This is a genomic window from Vibrio breoganii (genome assembly GCF_001677275.1).
Lineage (GTDB): Bacteria > Pseudomonadota > Gammaproteobacteria > Enterobacterales > Vibrionaceae > Vibrio > Vibrio breoganii.
In genome coordinates this window covers 1,455,704-1,470,511 of record NZ_CP016177.1, presented here as the reverse complement: position 1 = coordinate 1,470,511, position 14,808 = coordinate 1,455,704, and the positions used below count along the sequence as shown (strand labels likewise).

Annotated in this window: 14 protein-coding genes; 7 read left to right on the top strand and 7 right to left on the bottom strand. The window is 44.3% G+C overall.

What is annotated here, in order from left to right; all coding sequences use genetic code 11:
- Positions 1–51: 51 nt before the first annotated feature.
- Positions 52–543 carry an outer membrane beta-barrel protein gene (locus A6E01_RS06900; RefSeq protein ID WP_065209908.1) on the top strand — a complete coding sequence of 164 codons (492 nt, stop codon included), beginning with the start codon at positions 52–54 and terminating at the stop codon, positions 541–543.
- A gap of 55 nt (positions 544–598) precedes the next feature.
- On the opposite strand, the gene napF is transcribed toward A6E01_RS06900, so the two are convergent.
- A complete protein-coding gene (napF, locus tag A6E01_RS06895) occupies positions 599–1,108 on the bottom strand; it encodes a ferredoxin-type protein NapF (protein ID WP_017027063.1) in 510 nt (169 codons plus the stop codon).
- Positions 1,109–1,110: 2 nt separating this feature from the next.
- Positions 1,111–1,677 (bottom strand): molecular chaperone TorD family protein, encoded by a 567-nt coding sequence (locus A6E01_RS06890; protein WP_065209907.1) that lies wholly within the window; start codon positions 1,675–1,677, stop codon positions 1,111–1,113.
- Between the two features lie 199 nt (positions 1,678–1,876).
- On the opposite strand from A6E01_RS06890, the gene A6E01_RS06885 reads away from it, so the two are divergent.
- From A6E01_RS06885 to A6E01_RS06875, 3 genes are read left to right on the top strand one after another with little or no spacing between them, the layout of a single operon-like run.
- A complete protein-coding gene (locus A6E01_RS06885) occupies positions 1,877–4,321 on the top strand; it encodes a DmsA/YnfE/YnfF family dimethyl sulfoxide reductase (protein ID WP_065209906.1) in 2,445 nt (814 codons plus the stop codon).
- Between the two features lie 11 nt (positions 4,322–4,332).
- Positions 4,333–4,953 carry a DMSO/selenate family reductase complex B subunit gene (locus tag A6E01_RS06880; protein WP_017027060.1) on the top strand — a complete coding sequence of 207 codons (621 nt, stop codon included), beginning with the start codon at positions 4,333–4,335 and terminating at the stop codon, positions 4,951–4,953.
- Position 4,954: 1 nt separating this feature from the next.
- A complete protein-coding gene (locus A6E01_RS06875; RefSeq protein WP_065209905.1) occupies positions 4,955–5,800 on the top strand; it encodes a dimethyl sulfoxide reductase anchor subunit family protein in 846 nt (281 codons plus the stop codon).
- A gap of 139 nt (positions 5,801–5,939) precedes the next feature.
- Here the strand turns inward: A6E01_RS06875 and A6E01_RS06870 are convergent, their stop codons facing one another.
- From A6E01_RS06870 to A6E01_RS06855, 4 genes are all read right to left on the bottom strand, one after another.
- A complete protein-coding gene (locus tag A6E01_RS06870; protein WP_065209904.1) occupies positions 5,940–6,290 on the bottom strand; it encodes an EF-hand domain-containing protein in 351 nt (116 codons plus the stop codon).
- Positions 6,291–6,397: 107 nt separating this feature from the next.
- Positions 6,398–7,000, bottom strand: a complete 603-nt coding sequence (locus A6E01_RS06865; protein WP_065209903.1) for a DUF3157 family protein — start codon at positions 6,998–7,000, stop codon at positions 6,398–6,400.
- Between the two features lie 138 nt (positions 7,001–7,138).
- Positions 7,139–7,714 (bottom strand): hypothetical protein, encoded by a 576-nt coding sequence (locus tag A6E01_RS06860; RefSeq protein ID WP_017027056.1) that lies wholly within the window; start codon positions 7,712–7,714, stop codon positions 7,139–7,141.
- 294 nt (positions 7,715–8,008) lie between these two features.
- Entirely contained in the window at positions 8,009–9,094 is a 1,086-nt protein-coding gene (locus A6E01_RS06855; protein ID WP_017027055.1) for a DUF3179 domain-containing (seleno)protein, read from the bottom strand.
- Positions 9,095–9,382: 288 nt separating this feature from the next.
- Between A6E01_RS06855 and A6E01_RS06850 the strand changes: the two genes are divergently transcribed.
- The 3 genes from A6E01_RS06850 to A6E01_RS06835 all read left to right on the top strand — a co-directional run bounded on the left by A6E01_RS06850 (position 9,383) and on the right by A6E01_RS06835 (position 13,192).
- Complete coding sequence (locus tag A6E01_RS06850) at positions 9,383–9,850, top strand: MarR family transcriptional regulator (RefSeq protein ID WP_017030591.1); 468 nt, start codon at positions 9,383–9,385, stop codon at positions 9,848–9,850.
- Between the two features lie 564 nt (positions 9,851–10,414).
- Positions 10,415–11,263 (top strand): GGDEF domain-containing protein, encoded by an 849-nt coding sequence (locus A6E01_RS06845; protein WP_065209902.1) that lies wholly within the window; start codon positions 10,415–10,417, stop codon positions 11,261–11,263.
- A gap of 615 nt (positions 11,264–11,878) precedes the next feature.
- Positions 11,879–13,192, top strand: a complete 1,314-nt coding sequence (locus A6E01_RS06835) for a malic enzyme-like NAD(P)-binding protein (protein WP_065209900.1) — start codon at positions 11,879–11,881, stop codon at positions 13,190–13,192.
- Positions 13,193–13,285: 93 nt separating this feature from the next.
- On the opposite strand, the gene A6E01_RS06830 is transcribed toward A6E01_RS06835, so the two are convergent.
- Positions 13,286–14,767, bottom strand: coding sequence for a carboxypeptidase M32 (locus A6E01_RS06830; RefSeq protein ID WP_065209899.1), 1,482 nt, complete (start codon positions 14,765–14,767; stop codon positions 13,286–13,288).
- Between the last annotated feature and the right edge of the window lie 41 nt (positions 14,768–14,808).

Genomic DNA, 14,808 nt, shown 5'->3' with positions numbered 1-14,808 from the left:
TATGGTTCATAATGTGACAAAGTAAAACCACAACTAAAACAGGAAGTTAGAATGAAGTACGTTAAACATGCTCTTGCCATTGGTCTGATGAGTGTTTCGTCTATGGCAGCTGCAGATTCATGGTTATACGCGGGTGGTGCAGTAGGTCAAGCTTCTTTCGGTAGCGATGACAACACTACATTTGGTCTACATGTAGGTACAGGTATCTTACCGATCATCGGTATTGAAGCAGGCTACTGGAATCACGGTAAATTTAAGTTTGATGGGCAAGAGTACGATGCTGACTCTTTCTACGTGGGCATTAAACCAAGTGTAGACCTAGGCCCTGTACACATTTACGGTCGCCTTGGTGCAAACCGCTACGATGTGAGTGGCCAAGCGAGCGCAGATAGCGATGATGGCTACGATCTAATGTACGGCATTGGCGTAGAGTACTTCGTCATTGATATGATTTCAGTGGGCGCGGGATACCAAAACTTTGAAGTCGGTGATGCTGGCAACATTGATTCGTTTACGCTAAACGCAACATTCCACTTTTTGTAATACCCAATTTAGAACTAAAAATGCTCCTGTTTAGGAGCATTTTTTTTCTTTAGATTTAGCTTGCCACCATAGAGATGGCATTGACGTAGCACGAAGACTGGCATTGTCCGCAGCCGTTGCATCGCTGGGTATCAATTCTTGGCAGTTCATCTACTTCTATTTGAATCGCGGCGAGAGTGCAGCTGGACTGGCATAAAGTACACGCAAGCTGAAGATAGTTATCGCATCCTTGAGAAAAGCTTGGCATAAGGTCAATGTGAGCTTTAACGCTTGCATTGAGCGCGCCAGTAGGACACACCTTGGTGCATTCTTGGCACAGGCTACATTCGTTGTAGTCCATATCGATACGAGCAAGGCCCTCACGAACGTGCACGATACTGTTAGGACAAGCATCCGCGCATTTTCCGCACCCGTCGCACAAACGAGTAAATAGCGCTTCATCCACCGCTTGTGGTGGGCGAGCCGCTACTCTTGGTGTGGGTTCTGCTTGCGCACTTAGAGTAGCAACCGGCTTGGATAAACGGGTTAAGAAGCCTCTGCGATTTGAATCAATAGCGTCGGACATAGTTAATCGAGATACAGTTTTCTATCTACAATGTTTAATTGTAATTCATTTGAAACTTGCATTAACCAAGTTTTGATATCTGCGGCTAAGATACTGTAGAACGGGTTATCAGCTTTCTTAGCAAGCAAGTCTAAATAAGGGAGTGCCCAAGGAAGCAGGTGGTACTCAAGTAGGTGCTTGGCCGCTTGTCCTTTTTCCTCGCCAAGCAGTTGAGAAAAGGCATATAAGGTCAAACCCAATTGGTCTTCTGGTTCTCTTAAGCCCGTGTCGAGGGATATCCCATGGCTCGCAAGAAAAGCACGGTATTCTACGGTCGACTCACCAAATACGACTCGGTCTTTGTCAAGATAAACAGAACCCCATGGAGGCGCAGGCATATCGCCTAGTCCCTCAAAAAGATGGGAAAAACTGTGCTCTAGAGCTTCGTTAGATTGCGTCTCTAGCTCATCAATACATGGTTGGGAAACGACGTGTTCTTCAGCCAGAGCGGCTAAAACATGGGCCAATTCTTGTTTTGTCCAGCGCTCGTAAAAGAGGGAACCGACGAGCTTAGCTGTATTGAGAATCATTCTTGAAATTCCGCATAGGTGATGATTCGTCAGTATATGTAAATTCATTTCACTGTCTATTGTTTGCCTCTAAGTTCTAGCACGTTAAAACTATTTTTGAGCTGTTTTTGATATCAATCAATCTCGGGGTTTTCTATAGGTGTCAATTATCTCACTAACTATAAAATAGTAGTAATTACTAGAACAAAGGCACCTAAGAATGACAAAAAATAATCAAGAGTCAGGCGTGATGAACCTTACTCGAAGAGGCTTCATAAAAGCGTCTTCAGCAGTAGGGGGTGTTGCAGCGCTGGCCAGTGGTATCAGCCTTCCATTTAAATCCAGCCCAGTATCAGCAGCCGTCCAACAAAGTTCTGATGAGAAGGTGGTATGGAGTGCATGTACGGTAAACTGTGGCTCTCGATGCCCTCTGCGTATGCATGTACAAGATGGTGAAATCAAATATGTAGAAACGGATAACACTGGCAGTGATGTGTACGGTGAAAGTACGCAGGTTCGCGCCTGTTTGCGTGGCCGCTCAATGCGTCGCCGCGTCTACAACCCTGACCGTTTGAAATACCCAATGAAGCGCGTAGGCAAACGTGGTGAGGGCAAATTTAAGCGTATCACGTGGGAAGAGGCGTACGATGAGGTTGCAGGTACAATGCAGCGTCTTATCAAAGATTACGGCAACGACTCTATCTATCTAAACTATGGTACTGGCACCTTAGGTGGCACAGTGACTAAGTCATGGCCGCCAGCACAAACGCTTATTGCACGCCTGATGAACCTTTCGGGGGGGTATTTAAACCACTACGGCGATTATTCTACCGCGCAGATTGCCAAGGGACTGAGCTACACCTACGGCGGTTGGGCAAACAACAACTCTTTCTCTGATCTGGCGAACACTAAGCTAAATGTCCAGTTTGGTAACAACCCAGCAGAAACTCGCATGTCTGGTGGTGGTCTTATCCATCACTACGTAGAGAGTAAAAACAAATCTAACGCGAAAACTATCATCATTGATCCAAGGTACACCGACACAGCCGGTGGCCGTGAAGACCAATGGATTCCAATTCGTCCATCCACGGATGCTGCGCTGGTTGCGGGTGTGGCTTATGTGATGATCACAGAAGACTTAGTAGACCAAGACTTCTTGGACAAATACTGTGTGGGCTACGACGAGAAAACACTGCCGGCTTCTGCGCCTAAGAACAGTGACTATAAGTCTTACATCCTAGGTAAAGACGCAGACGGTATCGAGAAAACTCCTGAGTGGGCCTCTAAGATCACAGGTATTCCGGTTGACACCATTGTTAAGCTTGCCCGTGAAATGGGCACTAACAAGCCATGTGCAATTCACCAAGGCTGGGGATTACAGCGTACAGCAAATGGTGAGCTAGCTTGCCGTGCTATCGCAATGCTTTCTTTGCTAACAGGTTCTGTGGGTGTCGCGGGCGGTTCAACGGGTGCTCGTGAGAGTGACATTAACATTCCGTTTGTGCGTTTCCCTACGGTACCAAACCCGGTTAAAGCTTCTATCTCTATGTTCCTATGGACGGACGCTATCTACCGTCATGAAGAAATGACGGATAAAACCGACGGCGTACGCGGTGTAGAGCGCCTGCAAAATCCAATCAAGATGATCTGGAACTACGCAGGTAACTGCTTGATCAACCAGCACTCTGATATCAACCGTACACACGACATCCTACAAGATGATAAGGCGTGTGAGATGATTGTGGTGGTTGATAACCATATGACGTCATCGGCAAAATACGCAGATATCATTCTTCCTGACCTAACTACTTCAGAGCAAGATGACTGGGCAATGGACGGTAAAGCGGCGAATGCGCCGTACTTTATCTACGCGCAAAAAGCGATTGAACCACAGTTTGAAGCCAAGAGTATCTATGAAATGTGTTCGCAGCTTGCAAAACGCATGGGCGTAGAGCAAGAGTTTACTGAAGGTAGAACCCAAGAAGAGTGGGTTGAGCACTTGTATGCTGAGACTCGTAAGCAAGACCCATCTCTACCGACCTTTGAAGAGATGAAAGAGCTGGGTATCTATAAGCGTCAGTACAATCGTGACTACATCGCTTATGAAGACTTCCGTAAGGATCCCCAAGCAAACCCGCTTAACACACCAAGTGGAAAAATTGAGATCTACTCTGAAGCACTTGCCGAGATTGCAGCCACTTGGGAGCTAAAAGAAGGGGATGTGATCCACCCACTTCCTATCTATGTTGATTCGTTTGAAGGTCACAATGACCCGAAAATTGATACCTATCCATTACAGTTGACAGGGTTCCACTACAAGGCGAGAACGCACTCAACGTATGGCAATGTTGCTTTACTAAAAGCCGCGGCTCCTCAAGAGGTTTGGATTAACCCAATTGATGCCGAAGAGCGTGGAATCAAGAACGGCGATATGGTCAGTATCTTCAACGACCGTGGTGAAGTGCATATTGCGGCTAAGGTGACGCCACGTATCCTACCTCGCGTTGTTGCGTTAGGTGAGGGCGCTTGGTATGCCCCTGATGGTCAGAAAATTGACCACGCGGGCTCTATCAATGTGCTTACCACCCAAAGACCAAGTCCATTGGCGAAGGGTAATCCGCAACACACGAATCTCGTTCAAATCAAAGCATTGAGCAAAGCATAAGGTAGGAAGTAATGAAACAATACGGCTTTTACATAGACTCAAGTAAATGCACAGGTTGTAAAACTTGCCAGCTTGCTTGTAAAGATTATCGAGACCTAGATGTTAAGAGCAACTATCGTCGCATTTATGAATATGCGGGGGGTGGTTTTGTTCAAGATGGCGATACCTGGGTGCAGAAAGATGTGTTCTCTTACTATCTTTCTATCGCTTGTAACCACTGTACCAATCCAGCGTGCGTTAAGGTGTGCCCATCGGGTGCGATGCACAAGCGTGATGAAGATGGCTTAGTGGTGGTGAACGAAGACATCTGTATTGGCTGTCAACACTGCGCTAATGCGTGTCCATACGGCGCTCCGCAATACAATGCGAAGAAAGGCCACATGACTAAGTGCGACGGCTGTTACGAACGTGTGGGTCAGGGCATGCAACCTATGTGTGTTGAGTCTTGTCCGCTTCGCGCACTAGAGTTTGGTGAGATTAATACCCTTCGTGAAAAATACGGCGCTACTGCGGATGTTGCTCCACTGCCATCGTCTACTCAAACGCTGCCAAATATCGTTATCAAGCTTAACAAGAATGCGAAAGCGACCGGTGATACTAGCGGTTTCCTAGCTAACCCTAAGGAGGTGTAAGATGATCTTTCACGAATGGTCTTTGATCTTTTTTACCGTTCTTGCACAAACTGCTGTGGGAGGATATCTGCTGGTAAGTGCACGAGCTCTTGCTAAAGGTTATGACGAGGACAAGATAAACAGCTATAAAGTGCCGATGTTTTTCCTTTGGGCAATCATGGGTATTGGTTTTCTGTTCTCTACCACTCACCTTGGTTCGCCGCTAAGAGCATTCAATGCATTTAATATGCTGGGCTCAGCTTGGCTATCCAATGAAGTCTTTTTTGGCGCAGCTTTCTTTGCTGTAGGTGGTCTGCAATGGCTACTGTCTGTGCTGAAGAAGGGCGGTGCTGGTGTGCAGAAACTGCTGATGCTGGTGGCTATGGCTTTGGGTGTTATCTTCATGTACTCGATGATCTGTGTTTACATGATTGATACGGTACCGACTTGGAACAACATCTATACGCCAATGAGCTTTGTGATGACAATGGTGGTTACGGGCTTACTGTTCTCACAATGGGTGATTGTGTTGGCAAACGATAGTAAGTTCACAGTCGATCGTAACATTGCAATCCTTGCGGTTATCGCTATTGGTATCAGCTTGCTGGCGACAGTCGGTAAGATGACGCTAATTGGTGATATTCAGTCATCGGTAGTTAAGGCTTCAGAATTGGTAGACGGCTTAGGATTTTACTTGCTGCTGCAAGTGGCACTACTAGTGTTTGGTTTGCTGATTTGGATTATGCCATTAATTAACAAAGCGTCAGTAAACCCAATTAATCTTGGCGTTGCGCTGGTACTTATTTGGGTTTCTGAGCTCATCGGTCGCGGGCTGTTTTATAGTCTACATATGACTACAGGTTTATAATTGATAGCTTCTAGCTTCTAGCTTCTAGCTTCTAGCTTCTAGCCTTTAGCTGGTAGCTGGTAGCTGGTAGCTGGTAGCTTTCAGCTAAAATAAAGTGAGTGCACGAGTTATTCGGCACTCACTTTTTTATAGCGTTCTTTTATGAGTTTTTTCCTCGACCACCTTTACTGTAACCGCCGTTTTTAGGCTGGTTTTGACACTCGGTTTGGTTTATATAACCGTCACCGTTTGTATCTAGGGTATCAAAGGTCGCTGCTTTAGAGACGTTTTTCATTTGTCGTCCTTCGCTCTTACGCTGCTCCATCCGCTGTGCTCTAAAGGCGTTGAATTCATCGGCGCTCACTTTGTTATCACTGTTGGTATCCATTGCAGTAAAGTTAGGCATTGGACTATCGCTTTTCATCCCGCGTGCTTGACCTGCCGCATTAACACCCAGTGCAATTGAAAGACCAAGAAGCGCTAGGATTGATAGTGTTAATTTGCTTTTCATGGCTCTGTCCTCGTTTGTTTGTACATCTTAAACATAGGCCCCTGAATGAATATCAGTGTAAGCTAATGTAAAGTAGTGCAAAGACATAGCTTGAACGAAAAAGCAGATTATCCTCGATGATCTAACTCACTGATTTTAGATAGAATTTGATATTGTTTTTGTTGTGGTGCCTCTATCTTTATCGTCGAGCCTTGCTTGGTCTGTTGAGGGCGCAGATAGGTATCTGCCATGCGTTTGATAGAACGAAACACCGCGTGTTCTTCGCTCGCAAGTAAGTTGCCTTGCAGGTCGTAAACATCAATCTTGAGGTCAGCCTTTATCACCGGCTGCAGACCATTGTTGGTGATCTCAGTGTCAATGACTAAATAGCCGTCATTCCATTGCGTGCCGACAAGGTTAATCGCTACGCCTGAGTGCTCTACTGCAACTTGGGTATTGTCGCCATCAAGCACAACTATGCTAGCACCTGCGATCAAAGAAGTAGAGGCTGCAACGGATGTGGCCGTTGGCGCTGCAGTAGGGAGGTCGCTTGAGACTACAGAGGCGGGCTTTGTTACTTTCTCATTAGCGGAGACGTCTAGGTATTTCCAAGTAAAATCGTCGTTGAGTACAGCTTGGCGACCATCCTCCAATTGAACAACTTGCTGACCAGCATAGACGTTACTGACGAGCAATAGGCCAAGAAAAGAACAGCATCGGGTTAACTTCATTTACGCATCCTAGGGTGTGTTGATGTTTGCTGTTCCATTTTAGCAGTACATCGTTAGCCATATAAGGATGACGGAAACAAAAAAGCCTAACGGTTAAGTTAGGCTTTAGGTAATAAAAGGCGGAATTACGGCCCTTTATTATCGAGTAACGGGCATCTCTTCAGATTGATTGTCAATGGAGATAACCACGGCTTTGGTGTAGGTCATCACTACCTGGTCGCCAACAGAGACATTGTTTAGATTTTCTGGGTATTCAACCGGTAGAGTCAGTTCACCACCGTGCGGCTGTTTTAAGGTGACGTTACCCAAGGTAGTATCAATAGCTAAGATATCCGATACCACTTGAACTTGTTCCATTGCATCAACACTCTCTTTCGCCTTGTCTAAGTCACCAGAGGTTTGAATACGCGTCTCACCATCTTGAGTCTGTACATGCACTGCGACAGTTTCTGTATATTCAGTGGTCACAAAATCCCCAACCTTAATATCGTCAAAGCGAGTAACTTCAGGTGTTACGTATAGCACGACAATACGGTTTTGATTCTCAATGGTGACTGAGCGCTCGTCATAATCGATATCAATGACAGCGGCTGTGGTTGTGATGGTATTGGACTCTAAGATTCGCGTTTCAAGTACGGTATCACCCTTTTGTGGAGCGGTGGTACACGCCGATAATAAGAAAGCTAAAGCAACGATGGAATAGTGTTTGAACATGATTTCTCCAGAAACGTTTTATCAATAATACTCACTGACAAGAGCATCTTGTCAGGGTAGTTATGGGGTTTATTAATGCTTTAAAATAAAGCTTGTCTAATTTAGAGCCCTTGAGCCGCTTCGAAATAAATCCATCTATTAATACAGCAGAACATAAAGCCCCTTTCGTAGTGGGTTAGTGCTATATCTACTTATATAAATCAGAGAGTTAATTAGTCTCTCTAAAAGGTGTCACATTTTCGTTGTGCTCACAATAGCCCATAAAGAATATGGACTATTCCTAGTATTCATTAATTACTGAAGAACCTCAGACTCAGGGAAGTACTCAGCCCAAATACCAAAGTGGAAGCCGTTATGAGTAGGTACTTGCTGCATGGTTTCCGCGTTTACCAGACGAACGATACTGCCATCAGTTTCAATTCTTAGTGTCTCGTTGCCAAACTCAAACTGGTAACCATCGTTGTCGCGAGCAAAGTTAGGGTCTATCGCTATCTGCTGTCCTTCACCGTTATCGTAACCAAAGATCTCTGTCTTAGGATTCATGCGCTGATCAGTGAGCGACAATGTCGGGAAGATAAATTTTTCATTGCCCAAATCACGCTGATCGATAAGTGGTTGCTCGAATAGGTCATATAACAGACCATCAATCATACGGTCAGCACCATAGAGATAGACTTGTGCTTCAGGATATAACGCTTTTGCTTCTTCCCAATCCATCATAGTGTTAGGAATAACTTTGGTATTGTGGTCGGTAAATTCAGACTGCATGGTTGCTTGCTGGATAGCCGTACCGTTATTCACATCTTTAAATATCAGGTTATTGTGAGCTTGACCTAATACTTGTAAGTCAGCTTCGCCCAACCCGTAGTCTGTTTCCACAACCATAGCCAGATTGGACAGGCCGCAAAACGTAATAGCGTAATCGGTGTCTTCATTCTTCCAACCTGCAACGTGTGGCAACTGGATGTGGTAGCGAGGGAAAATACGCACTTCATCACCTTGCTCTACCACGTAGACACGCTGATCTTCGGCAGGGATCTTTTCATCCGCCTCTTCAACAGTGAAATACTCAGCGTTAAATTGTTCAGTAGGGAATGCCGTTGGCATTGCGTGAGACTCAGCCCAGAAAGTGAGGAACACACCAATAGTTGCTAAAGACATCAGCTTTCGGTTCCACATTTTCCACTTCTCGCTAAGAATCCATAAGCCTGCTAAGGCTATAAGTTGTAGCGTGATAAATACGGAAAGGTTCTTGTAATAACCCAGAACCCAGTCTCTTGGCACTGCCAGAGATTGGCCAGGTTCAGTCATTAAAATGGCACAAAATATGGCAATAGAAGCGAGTGCCGCAGCGTATACATTAAAGATTACTTTTTTCATGTAAGTCTCTTTTAGTTAATCGTTTTTGCGTCCTGCACTTTATGTTGCATCCTCAACAATGTGCTCACTATAAATAAATCATGTTGCTTATGCAACAATAAAATGAGCAATTTATGATCAAAATTTAATTTGTACATATTATCAATAACTTAAGTAGGATGTGGGTAAGGGAAGTACGGCAATTGTTCGGTGGCCTGAAAACAAGACATTTTCTATGATCTTTGCTATTGTTGTATAAACAACAATAAAAAGAAGGGTAAGACTTTCTTTTTGGAATGAGAACTCACTATGTCTACTGACTCTATTTTTGCAAAAGATCTACGCCGATTGCCGGTTCTAGAGAACAGCCCATTATTCTTGATGACGGTGTTAACCCGGCTTCATCGAAACCTAGTTCATGGGAAGTTACGCGAGCACGCTGATGTTACTCTTGAAATGTTGCTAGGGATGCATATTATTTTTGAGAATCAGCCCATCAAGCAGCAAAGCCTAGCGGATTACCTCATGTACGATAGAAGTACGGCAAAACGCACTGTGGATAACATGGTAAAGCGTGGCTGGGTAAAGACAATGAAAGACGATAATAATCAGAAAACTAAGTTGCTTGCTTTGACTGAAAGTGGCGAAGAGATCAAAAAGGTGTGCAGTGAAGTGGTTATCGAAACCCGTATCGAGTTCATGGACTGTTTGACTGAAGACGAAAACAAAGAACTGACACGTTTGTGTACTAAAGCCTTGCTTGCCCATCATAAGTAGAGCGGACTGAATAACAAGTTTTGTTCAATGAAGGATAAAACGTTGTCTGAATGTGGTGTTATTGAGAGGACGGTTTTTAAAAGTGAGAGTAGGTCAGGGCACTTGACCTTAGAGTGTACGGCTTACCGTGTTTACTCTTCGATTTGATGACTTACTGCTCTATGACTGTTTCACCGGGTTTAAAAACTGTGATATAGCGGTTAATAGACTTGCTGATAATGCAATTACGGTAACAATATGATGATGTTTCATGTGCTCTCCTAAAGAGTGACTGCATGGCAAACTGCCTAAATTCATTCTCTGTTTAAGTAGATCAGCCAACAAATAGATACAGGGGCATCTACTAGTAACACGCTGCGAGCTATAAGATAAACTTTAAAACAATCATTTCCTTCCAGAAGTGTGAAGGTCAATTTGCTACATTTGTAACAAGGTATTAAGATTAATTTCTTATCCAGTCGAGACCTCAGTGTTTAAAATGACCGAATTCAGTGTTTTCCCATTTCTTAAAAATAGGCTCTACAAACCAATACTTTCACTTTGTATTGGTTAGAGCGATCTTTTATGAACTATCTATTGATAGCCATTAGTGCACTGTTTCCTGCCTATTTATTCCTTAATTTTCAAATTCTTGATAAAACGAACTTTCTGTTGGAGTCCGCTTCTTTAATTTTGCTGACAACGATCTATGTGTTCGGTCGTATCACACTTGAATACACTGTAAAGCTGGGTCTGCTGTCATTAATGGTTTGCAAGTCTTATGAGTTCTTAGAAGAGGTATATCAATTTCAGTCGGTCACCCATGGCAATGTATTTGTAGATGTGTTTGTAGGTGATGTATTGGCCTTGCTTGGCCTTGCGCTCATTGCGTATGGTATTCACAATATGTTCCGCAGGCAAAGGCGCATGGCTGAGATAGAACCGTTAACGAATACCTTCAATAAGCGAGCAATCGAACAATTGTCCAAAAAGGAACTAGAGCGCTCATTGCGCTACTTGACGGACACCTCAATGATCCTTGTCGATATCGATCACTTTAAAAAAGTAAATGATGAATATGGGCATCAAGTGGGTGATAGGGTTTTAGTCTTGGTTGCAGAGCATTTGCGTAAGGAAACTCGAGGCTATGACTTACTGGCTCGCTGGGGCGGGGATGAATTTATTATTCTGTGCCCAAATACGTCACCAACTGAGGTTGAAGAGGTCATGACTAGGCTACAAAAATCAATACCAATGCCGGTTGAAGGTGCACCCTTTGACGTCACTTTAAGTATTGGAGGTACTACCGTTCCACCGTTGGCAGAAAATCAATTTGAGCGTTTATTCTCTCAAGCCGATAAGGCGTTATACAAGGTGAAGAAAAATGGCCGTAATAATCGATGCCATTTTCATGATCTTTCGTATGATATCTAGGTTAAGCTGAATGAATTTCTGAACTGACCACGCTCTCTCCCTCAATAATGAACGTATACATTTGCAACCTGCTCCGCCTTTTATCCACATTCCTATAAACCTTAGGGAGTCACCTGCCTACGAAGAGCAAATTTATGCGGATCTACGAGCAGGAATTATAGATATTGCAATTGATTACTTCTCACTTAAAGAAAGCGCTTTTGTTTATGAAGAGGTGTTGGAAGAGTACCTAGTTGGTGTCCATAACTCTAAGTCATCGTTTACTTATCATGAGTAACTCACCTACCATAAGAGATATCAAATGACCCTCTATTCAAATCGATTATTACCAATATAAAGCAAGAACTGAGCTGAAAACAGCAAGTCTGAACATGCTCTCTGAGACCTTGTCGTGCGAATTAACTCATAATGACCAGAGTTCCTATGTTGCTGGACATTAGCAATCTAGCCTAATGGGTTTAGTTATCCTGTTCTTTTGTATAAATCTCATTCTTTAGAATAAACACTCTATTTTGTTTGCTTGATCACAATTATGTAACAATTCTAACTGATTCATATCTTAGTCTGTAGACTTTGTAAGACCTTGTTTTACCTAAGTCATAATAAGAGATTTGTATGCATATTGTAGAGATTTTATTGGTTGAAGCTCCCCACAAACCCGGTTATATGGCAAAAGTTCTGGGCGTGATTGGTGCCTTTGGTGCAACGGTCGAAGGGTTGAATGCCGTTTCGCGTCTCGATAAGGAGACGGTGTGGGAAGTGACTCTTGAATATGATGATTCATTGAATATTCAGCAACTGTTCGACGAGATAAATCAGTTGCCAGATACCTCAATTACAGGTAAATCCGACCGTGTTTTCAATCGTCATAAGCAAGGTAAGATTAAAACCGTCTCTGCGATTAGCATCGATTCGTTGGAAATTCTTCGTGACTTATATACACCCGGTGTAGCCCGCGTCTGTGAGGCAATTCAGCTGTCTCCGAATAAGATTAAGGAGTACACCAATATCCAAAATACCGTCGCAATTGTGACTAACGGTACCGCTATCCTTGGGCTTGGTGACATAGGGCCAGAAGCAGGGCTTCCAGTGATGGAGGGTAAGGCTGCGATTCTAGCTGAAATGGTTGAACTTTCTGGAGTGCCTATTTTGCTAAAAGAGAAAGACCCGTTGAAAATTATCGAAGTAGTGGAAGCGATTTCTTCATCTTTTGGTGCTGTTTTACTAGAGGATATTAAAGCACCAGAGTGCTTTACAATTGAAGATGAGCTAATCGAGCGGGTCAACAAACCAGTCTTTCATGATGACCAGCATGGTACCGCTATGGTTGTATTAGCAGCGCTTCTTTCGGCGACTAAACAAGCCAATATTGATCTTAAAGGGAGAGTATTTGGTCAGATTGGACTAGGGGCTGCTGGGATGGGAATCTGCAGTTTGTTACTAGAGTATGGTGTTAAAAAAGTGGTAGGTTGTGATTTAGACCAAGATGCTCAGAAAAAGCTTCGCGGTATGGGGGGCCAGCCTATGAGTTTGGAAGAGGTGATGATGACTGCGGATGTGGTAGTAGCCACAACTGGAGTAAAAGGCCTTATTAAGCCAGAGATGGTCAGAAAAGGGCAAATAATTATGGCGTTGAGTAACCCCGACCCAGAAATAGAACCAAGTCTAGCGATAGAGCATGGTGCTAGCTTTGCAACATGTGGCAAGGTCGTGAACAATATGCTGGCGTTCCCTGGTTTATTTAAAGGTACCTTGGCCGCGGACGTTCCAACAATCACTCATCAAATGAAAATCGCAGTATCAGAAACCTTATCTGCATTAGCATCTAATGGTGATCTTGTCCCTGAGGCTCTGGATAAGGAGATGCATGCGAAGGTGGCAGATGCGGTATACCGCGAAGCAATAAAACAGAGAAACGAATATCTGTAGGTAATGTGGTTCGTACATGCTCGTTTAGGTGAAGACAAAGTGTCACCTACAAGAAAGAGTGTCAGAGCACCTAAATTAGGTGCTCTGAATGAATTACAAATAACGATTTTGCAGATGCTGTTTGAAATGAATAGGGTTCAGTGTCTCACCTGTCGCGGCTTTAACCAGTTCATCGGTGGTTAATAAGCTCCCCTTTGACCAAATGTTATCTGACAACCAAGTGAAGATAGGGCTTAGGTCTCCAGCATGAAGTGCGCCATCGACATCTACGGTTTTTCTCATAGCCGCCATATACTGCGCCGCGTACATAGCACCAAGCGTATAACTTGGGAAATACCCAAAGGCACCATCGGTCCAGTGAATATCCTGCATACAACCATTCTTATAGTTTCCAGCAGTAGACAGGCCGAGATAAGACTGCATCTTCGCATCCCATAATTCAGGAACATCTTTGTAGCTGATCTTGCCATTGATGAGGTCGCGCTCTATCTCAAAGCGAAGAATAACGTGGGCTGGGTAGGTGAGTTCATCGGCGTCAACGCGGATAAAGTCTTTTTTGACCCGTGTGTAAAGCTTGTTCAGATTGCTAGGCGCAAATAGTGCCGGATCATGAGAGGTAAACTGCTTAGTGGCCATCTGGCTTAGATGACCAATAAAAGGAGTGCTACGCCCAAGCTGCATCTCAAAGAATAGGGACTGTGATTCATGGATCCCCATTGAACGAGCCTCACTCGCTGGATTTCCCAAAAGAGAGGACGGTAAGCCCTGCTCATAGCGCGCATGACCCGTTTCATGAACAATGCCCATCAGCGACTGCATGAATTCTTTTTCATCGTAGCGGGTGGTTATTCTTACATCCTCCGGCACACCACCACAAAACGGATGTACGCTTTCATCGAGGCGACCGTGTTTAAAATTAAACTGAAGTAGCTTCATGACCTCAAGGCCCAGCGCTTTTTGTTTAGAGGTGTCAAAGGTGCCCGTCGATTCAATAATTGCTTCAGTACTTTGTTTAGTAATGACCGTATCTATGAGGCTTGGAAGCCAAGATTTTACATCATCGAAGATTTGGCTAAGTGACTCGCTGTTTGTCCCTGGCTCAAAGATATCGAGCATGGCATCGTAAGGAGGTAGGCCAGTCGCTTCGGCGCGTATTTGTGCTTCTTCTTGAGACAGTTCAACCACAGGTTGCCAGTTTTTCGAAAACCCCTGCCAATCGTCGTTACCTCTTTGAGTACGCCACGCATGCTCGCACTTAGAGCCTGCTAAGGACTTTGCTTCTACCAGATTGGCTGGCAGTACGTTGGACATAAGCCAGCTTCGCTTCATCTCTCGTAGTACGGCGCTATCTTGAACTGATAGCGATTGCTCTGAGGCTTTGCCAAACCACTCTTCTAGCTGTGGCTCCGTTTTTAAGCTGTGTACATGCACGGATAGCTCTGCCATGGCACGTGAACGGGCTTCGTTGCCTCCACTTGGCATCATCGCTGCAGCATCCCATCCGCAGATTGCCGATAGGTGGTTAAAATTATCAATCTTTTGGAAATGGTCTTTGAGTGATTGAAATGCAGACATATCTCTTCCTTAAGGGTGTTGAATTGGTTTAGACTAGCAAA

What these genes read in the sequence shown, in the direction of transcription:
- A6E01_RS06900 (WP_065209908.1), top strand. Translation starts at nt 52, where the DNA reads ATGAAGTACGTTAAACATGCTCTTGCCATTGGTCTGATGAGTGTTTCG.
- napF (WP_017027063.1), bottom strand. Translation starts at nt 1,108, where the DNA reads ATGTCCGACGCTATTGATTCAAATCGCAGAGGCTTCTTAACCCGTTTA.
- A6E01_RS06890 (WP_065209907.1), bottom strand. Translation starts at nt 1,677, where the DNA reads ATGATTCTCAATACAGCTAAGCTCGTCGGTTCCCTCTTTTACGAGCGC.
- A6E01_RS06885 (WP_065209906.1), top strand. Translation starts at nt 1,877, where the DNA reads ATGACAAAAAATAATCAAGAGTCAGGCGTGATGAACCTTACTCGAAGA.
- A6E01_RS06880 (WP_017027060.1), top strand. Translation starts at nt 4,333, where the DNA reads ATGAAACAATACGGCTTTTACATAGACTCAAGTAAATGCACAGGTTGT.
- A6E01_RS06875 (WP_065209905.1), top strand. Translation starts at nt 4,955, where the DNA reads ATGATCTTTCACGAATGGTCTTTGATCTTTTTTACCGTTCTTGCACAA.
- A6E01_RS06870 (WP_065209904.1), bottom strand. Translation starts at nt 6,290, where the DNA reads ATGAAAAGCAAATTAACACTATCAATCCTAGCGCTTCTTGGTCTTTCA.
- A6E01_RS06865 (WP_065209903.1), bottom strand. Translation starts at nt 7,000, where the DNA reads ATGAAGTTAACCCGATGCTGTTCTTTTCTTGGCCTATTGCTCGTCAGT.
- A6E01_RS06860 (WP_017027056.1), bottom strand. Translation starts at nt 7,714, where the DNA reads ATGTTCAAACACTATTCCATCGTTGCTTTAGCTTTCTTATTATCGGCG.
- A6E01_RS06855 (WP_017027055.1), bottom strand. Translation starts at nt 9,094, where the DNA reads ATGAAAAAAGTAATCTTTAATGTATACGCTGCGGCACTCGCTTCTATT.
- A6E01_RS06850 (WP_017030591.1), top strand. Translation starts at nt 9,383, where the DNA reads ATGTCTACTGACTCTATTTTTGCAAAAGATCTACGCCGATTGCCGGTT.
- A6E01_RS06845 (WP_065209902.1), top strand. Translation starts at nt 10,415, where the DNA reads ATGAACTATCTATTGATAGCCATTAGTGCACTGTTTCCTGCCTATTTA.
- A6E01_RS06835 (WP_065209900.1), top strand. Translation starts at nt 11,879, where the DNA reads ATGCATATTGTAGAGATTTTATTGGTTGAAGCTCCCCACAAACCCGGT.
- A6E01_RS06830 (WP_065209899.1), bottom strand. Translation starts at nt 14,767, where the DNA reads ATGTCTGCATTTCAATCACTCAAAGACCATTTCCAAAAGATTGATAAT.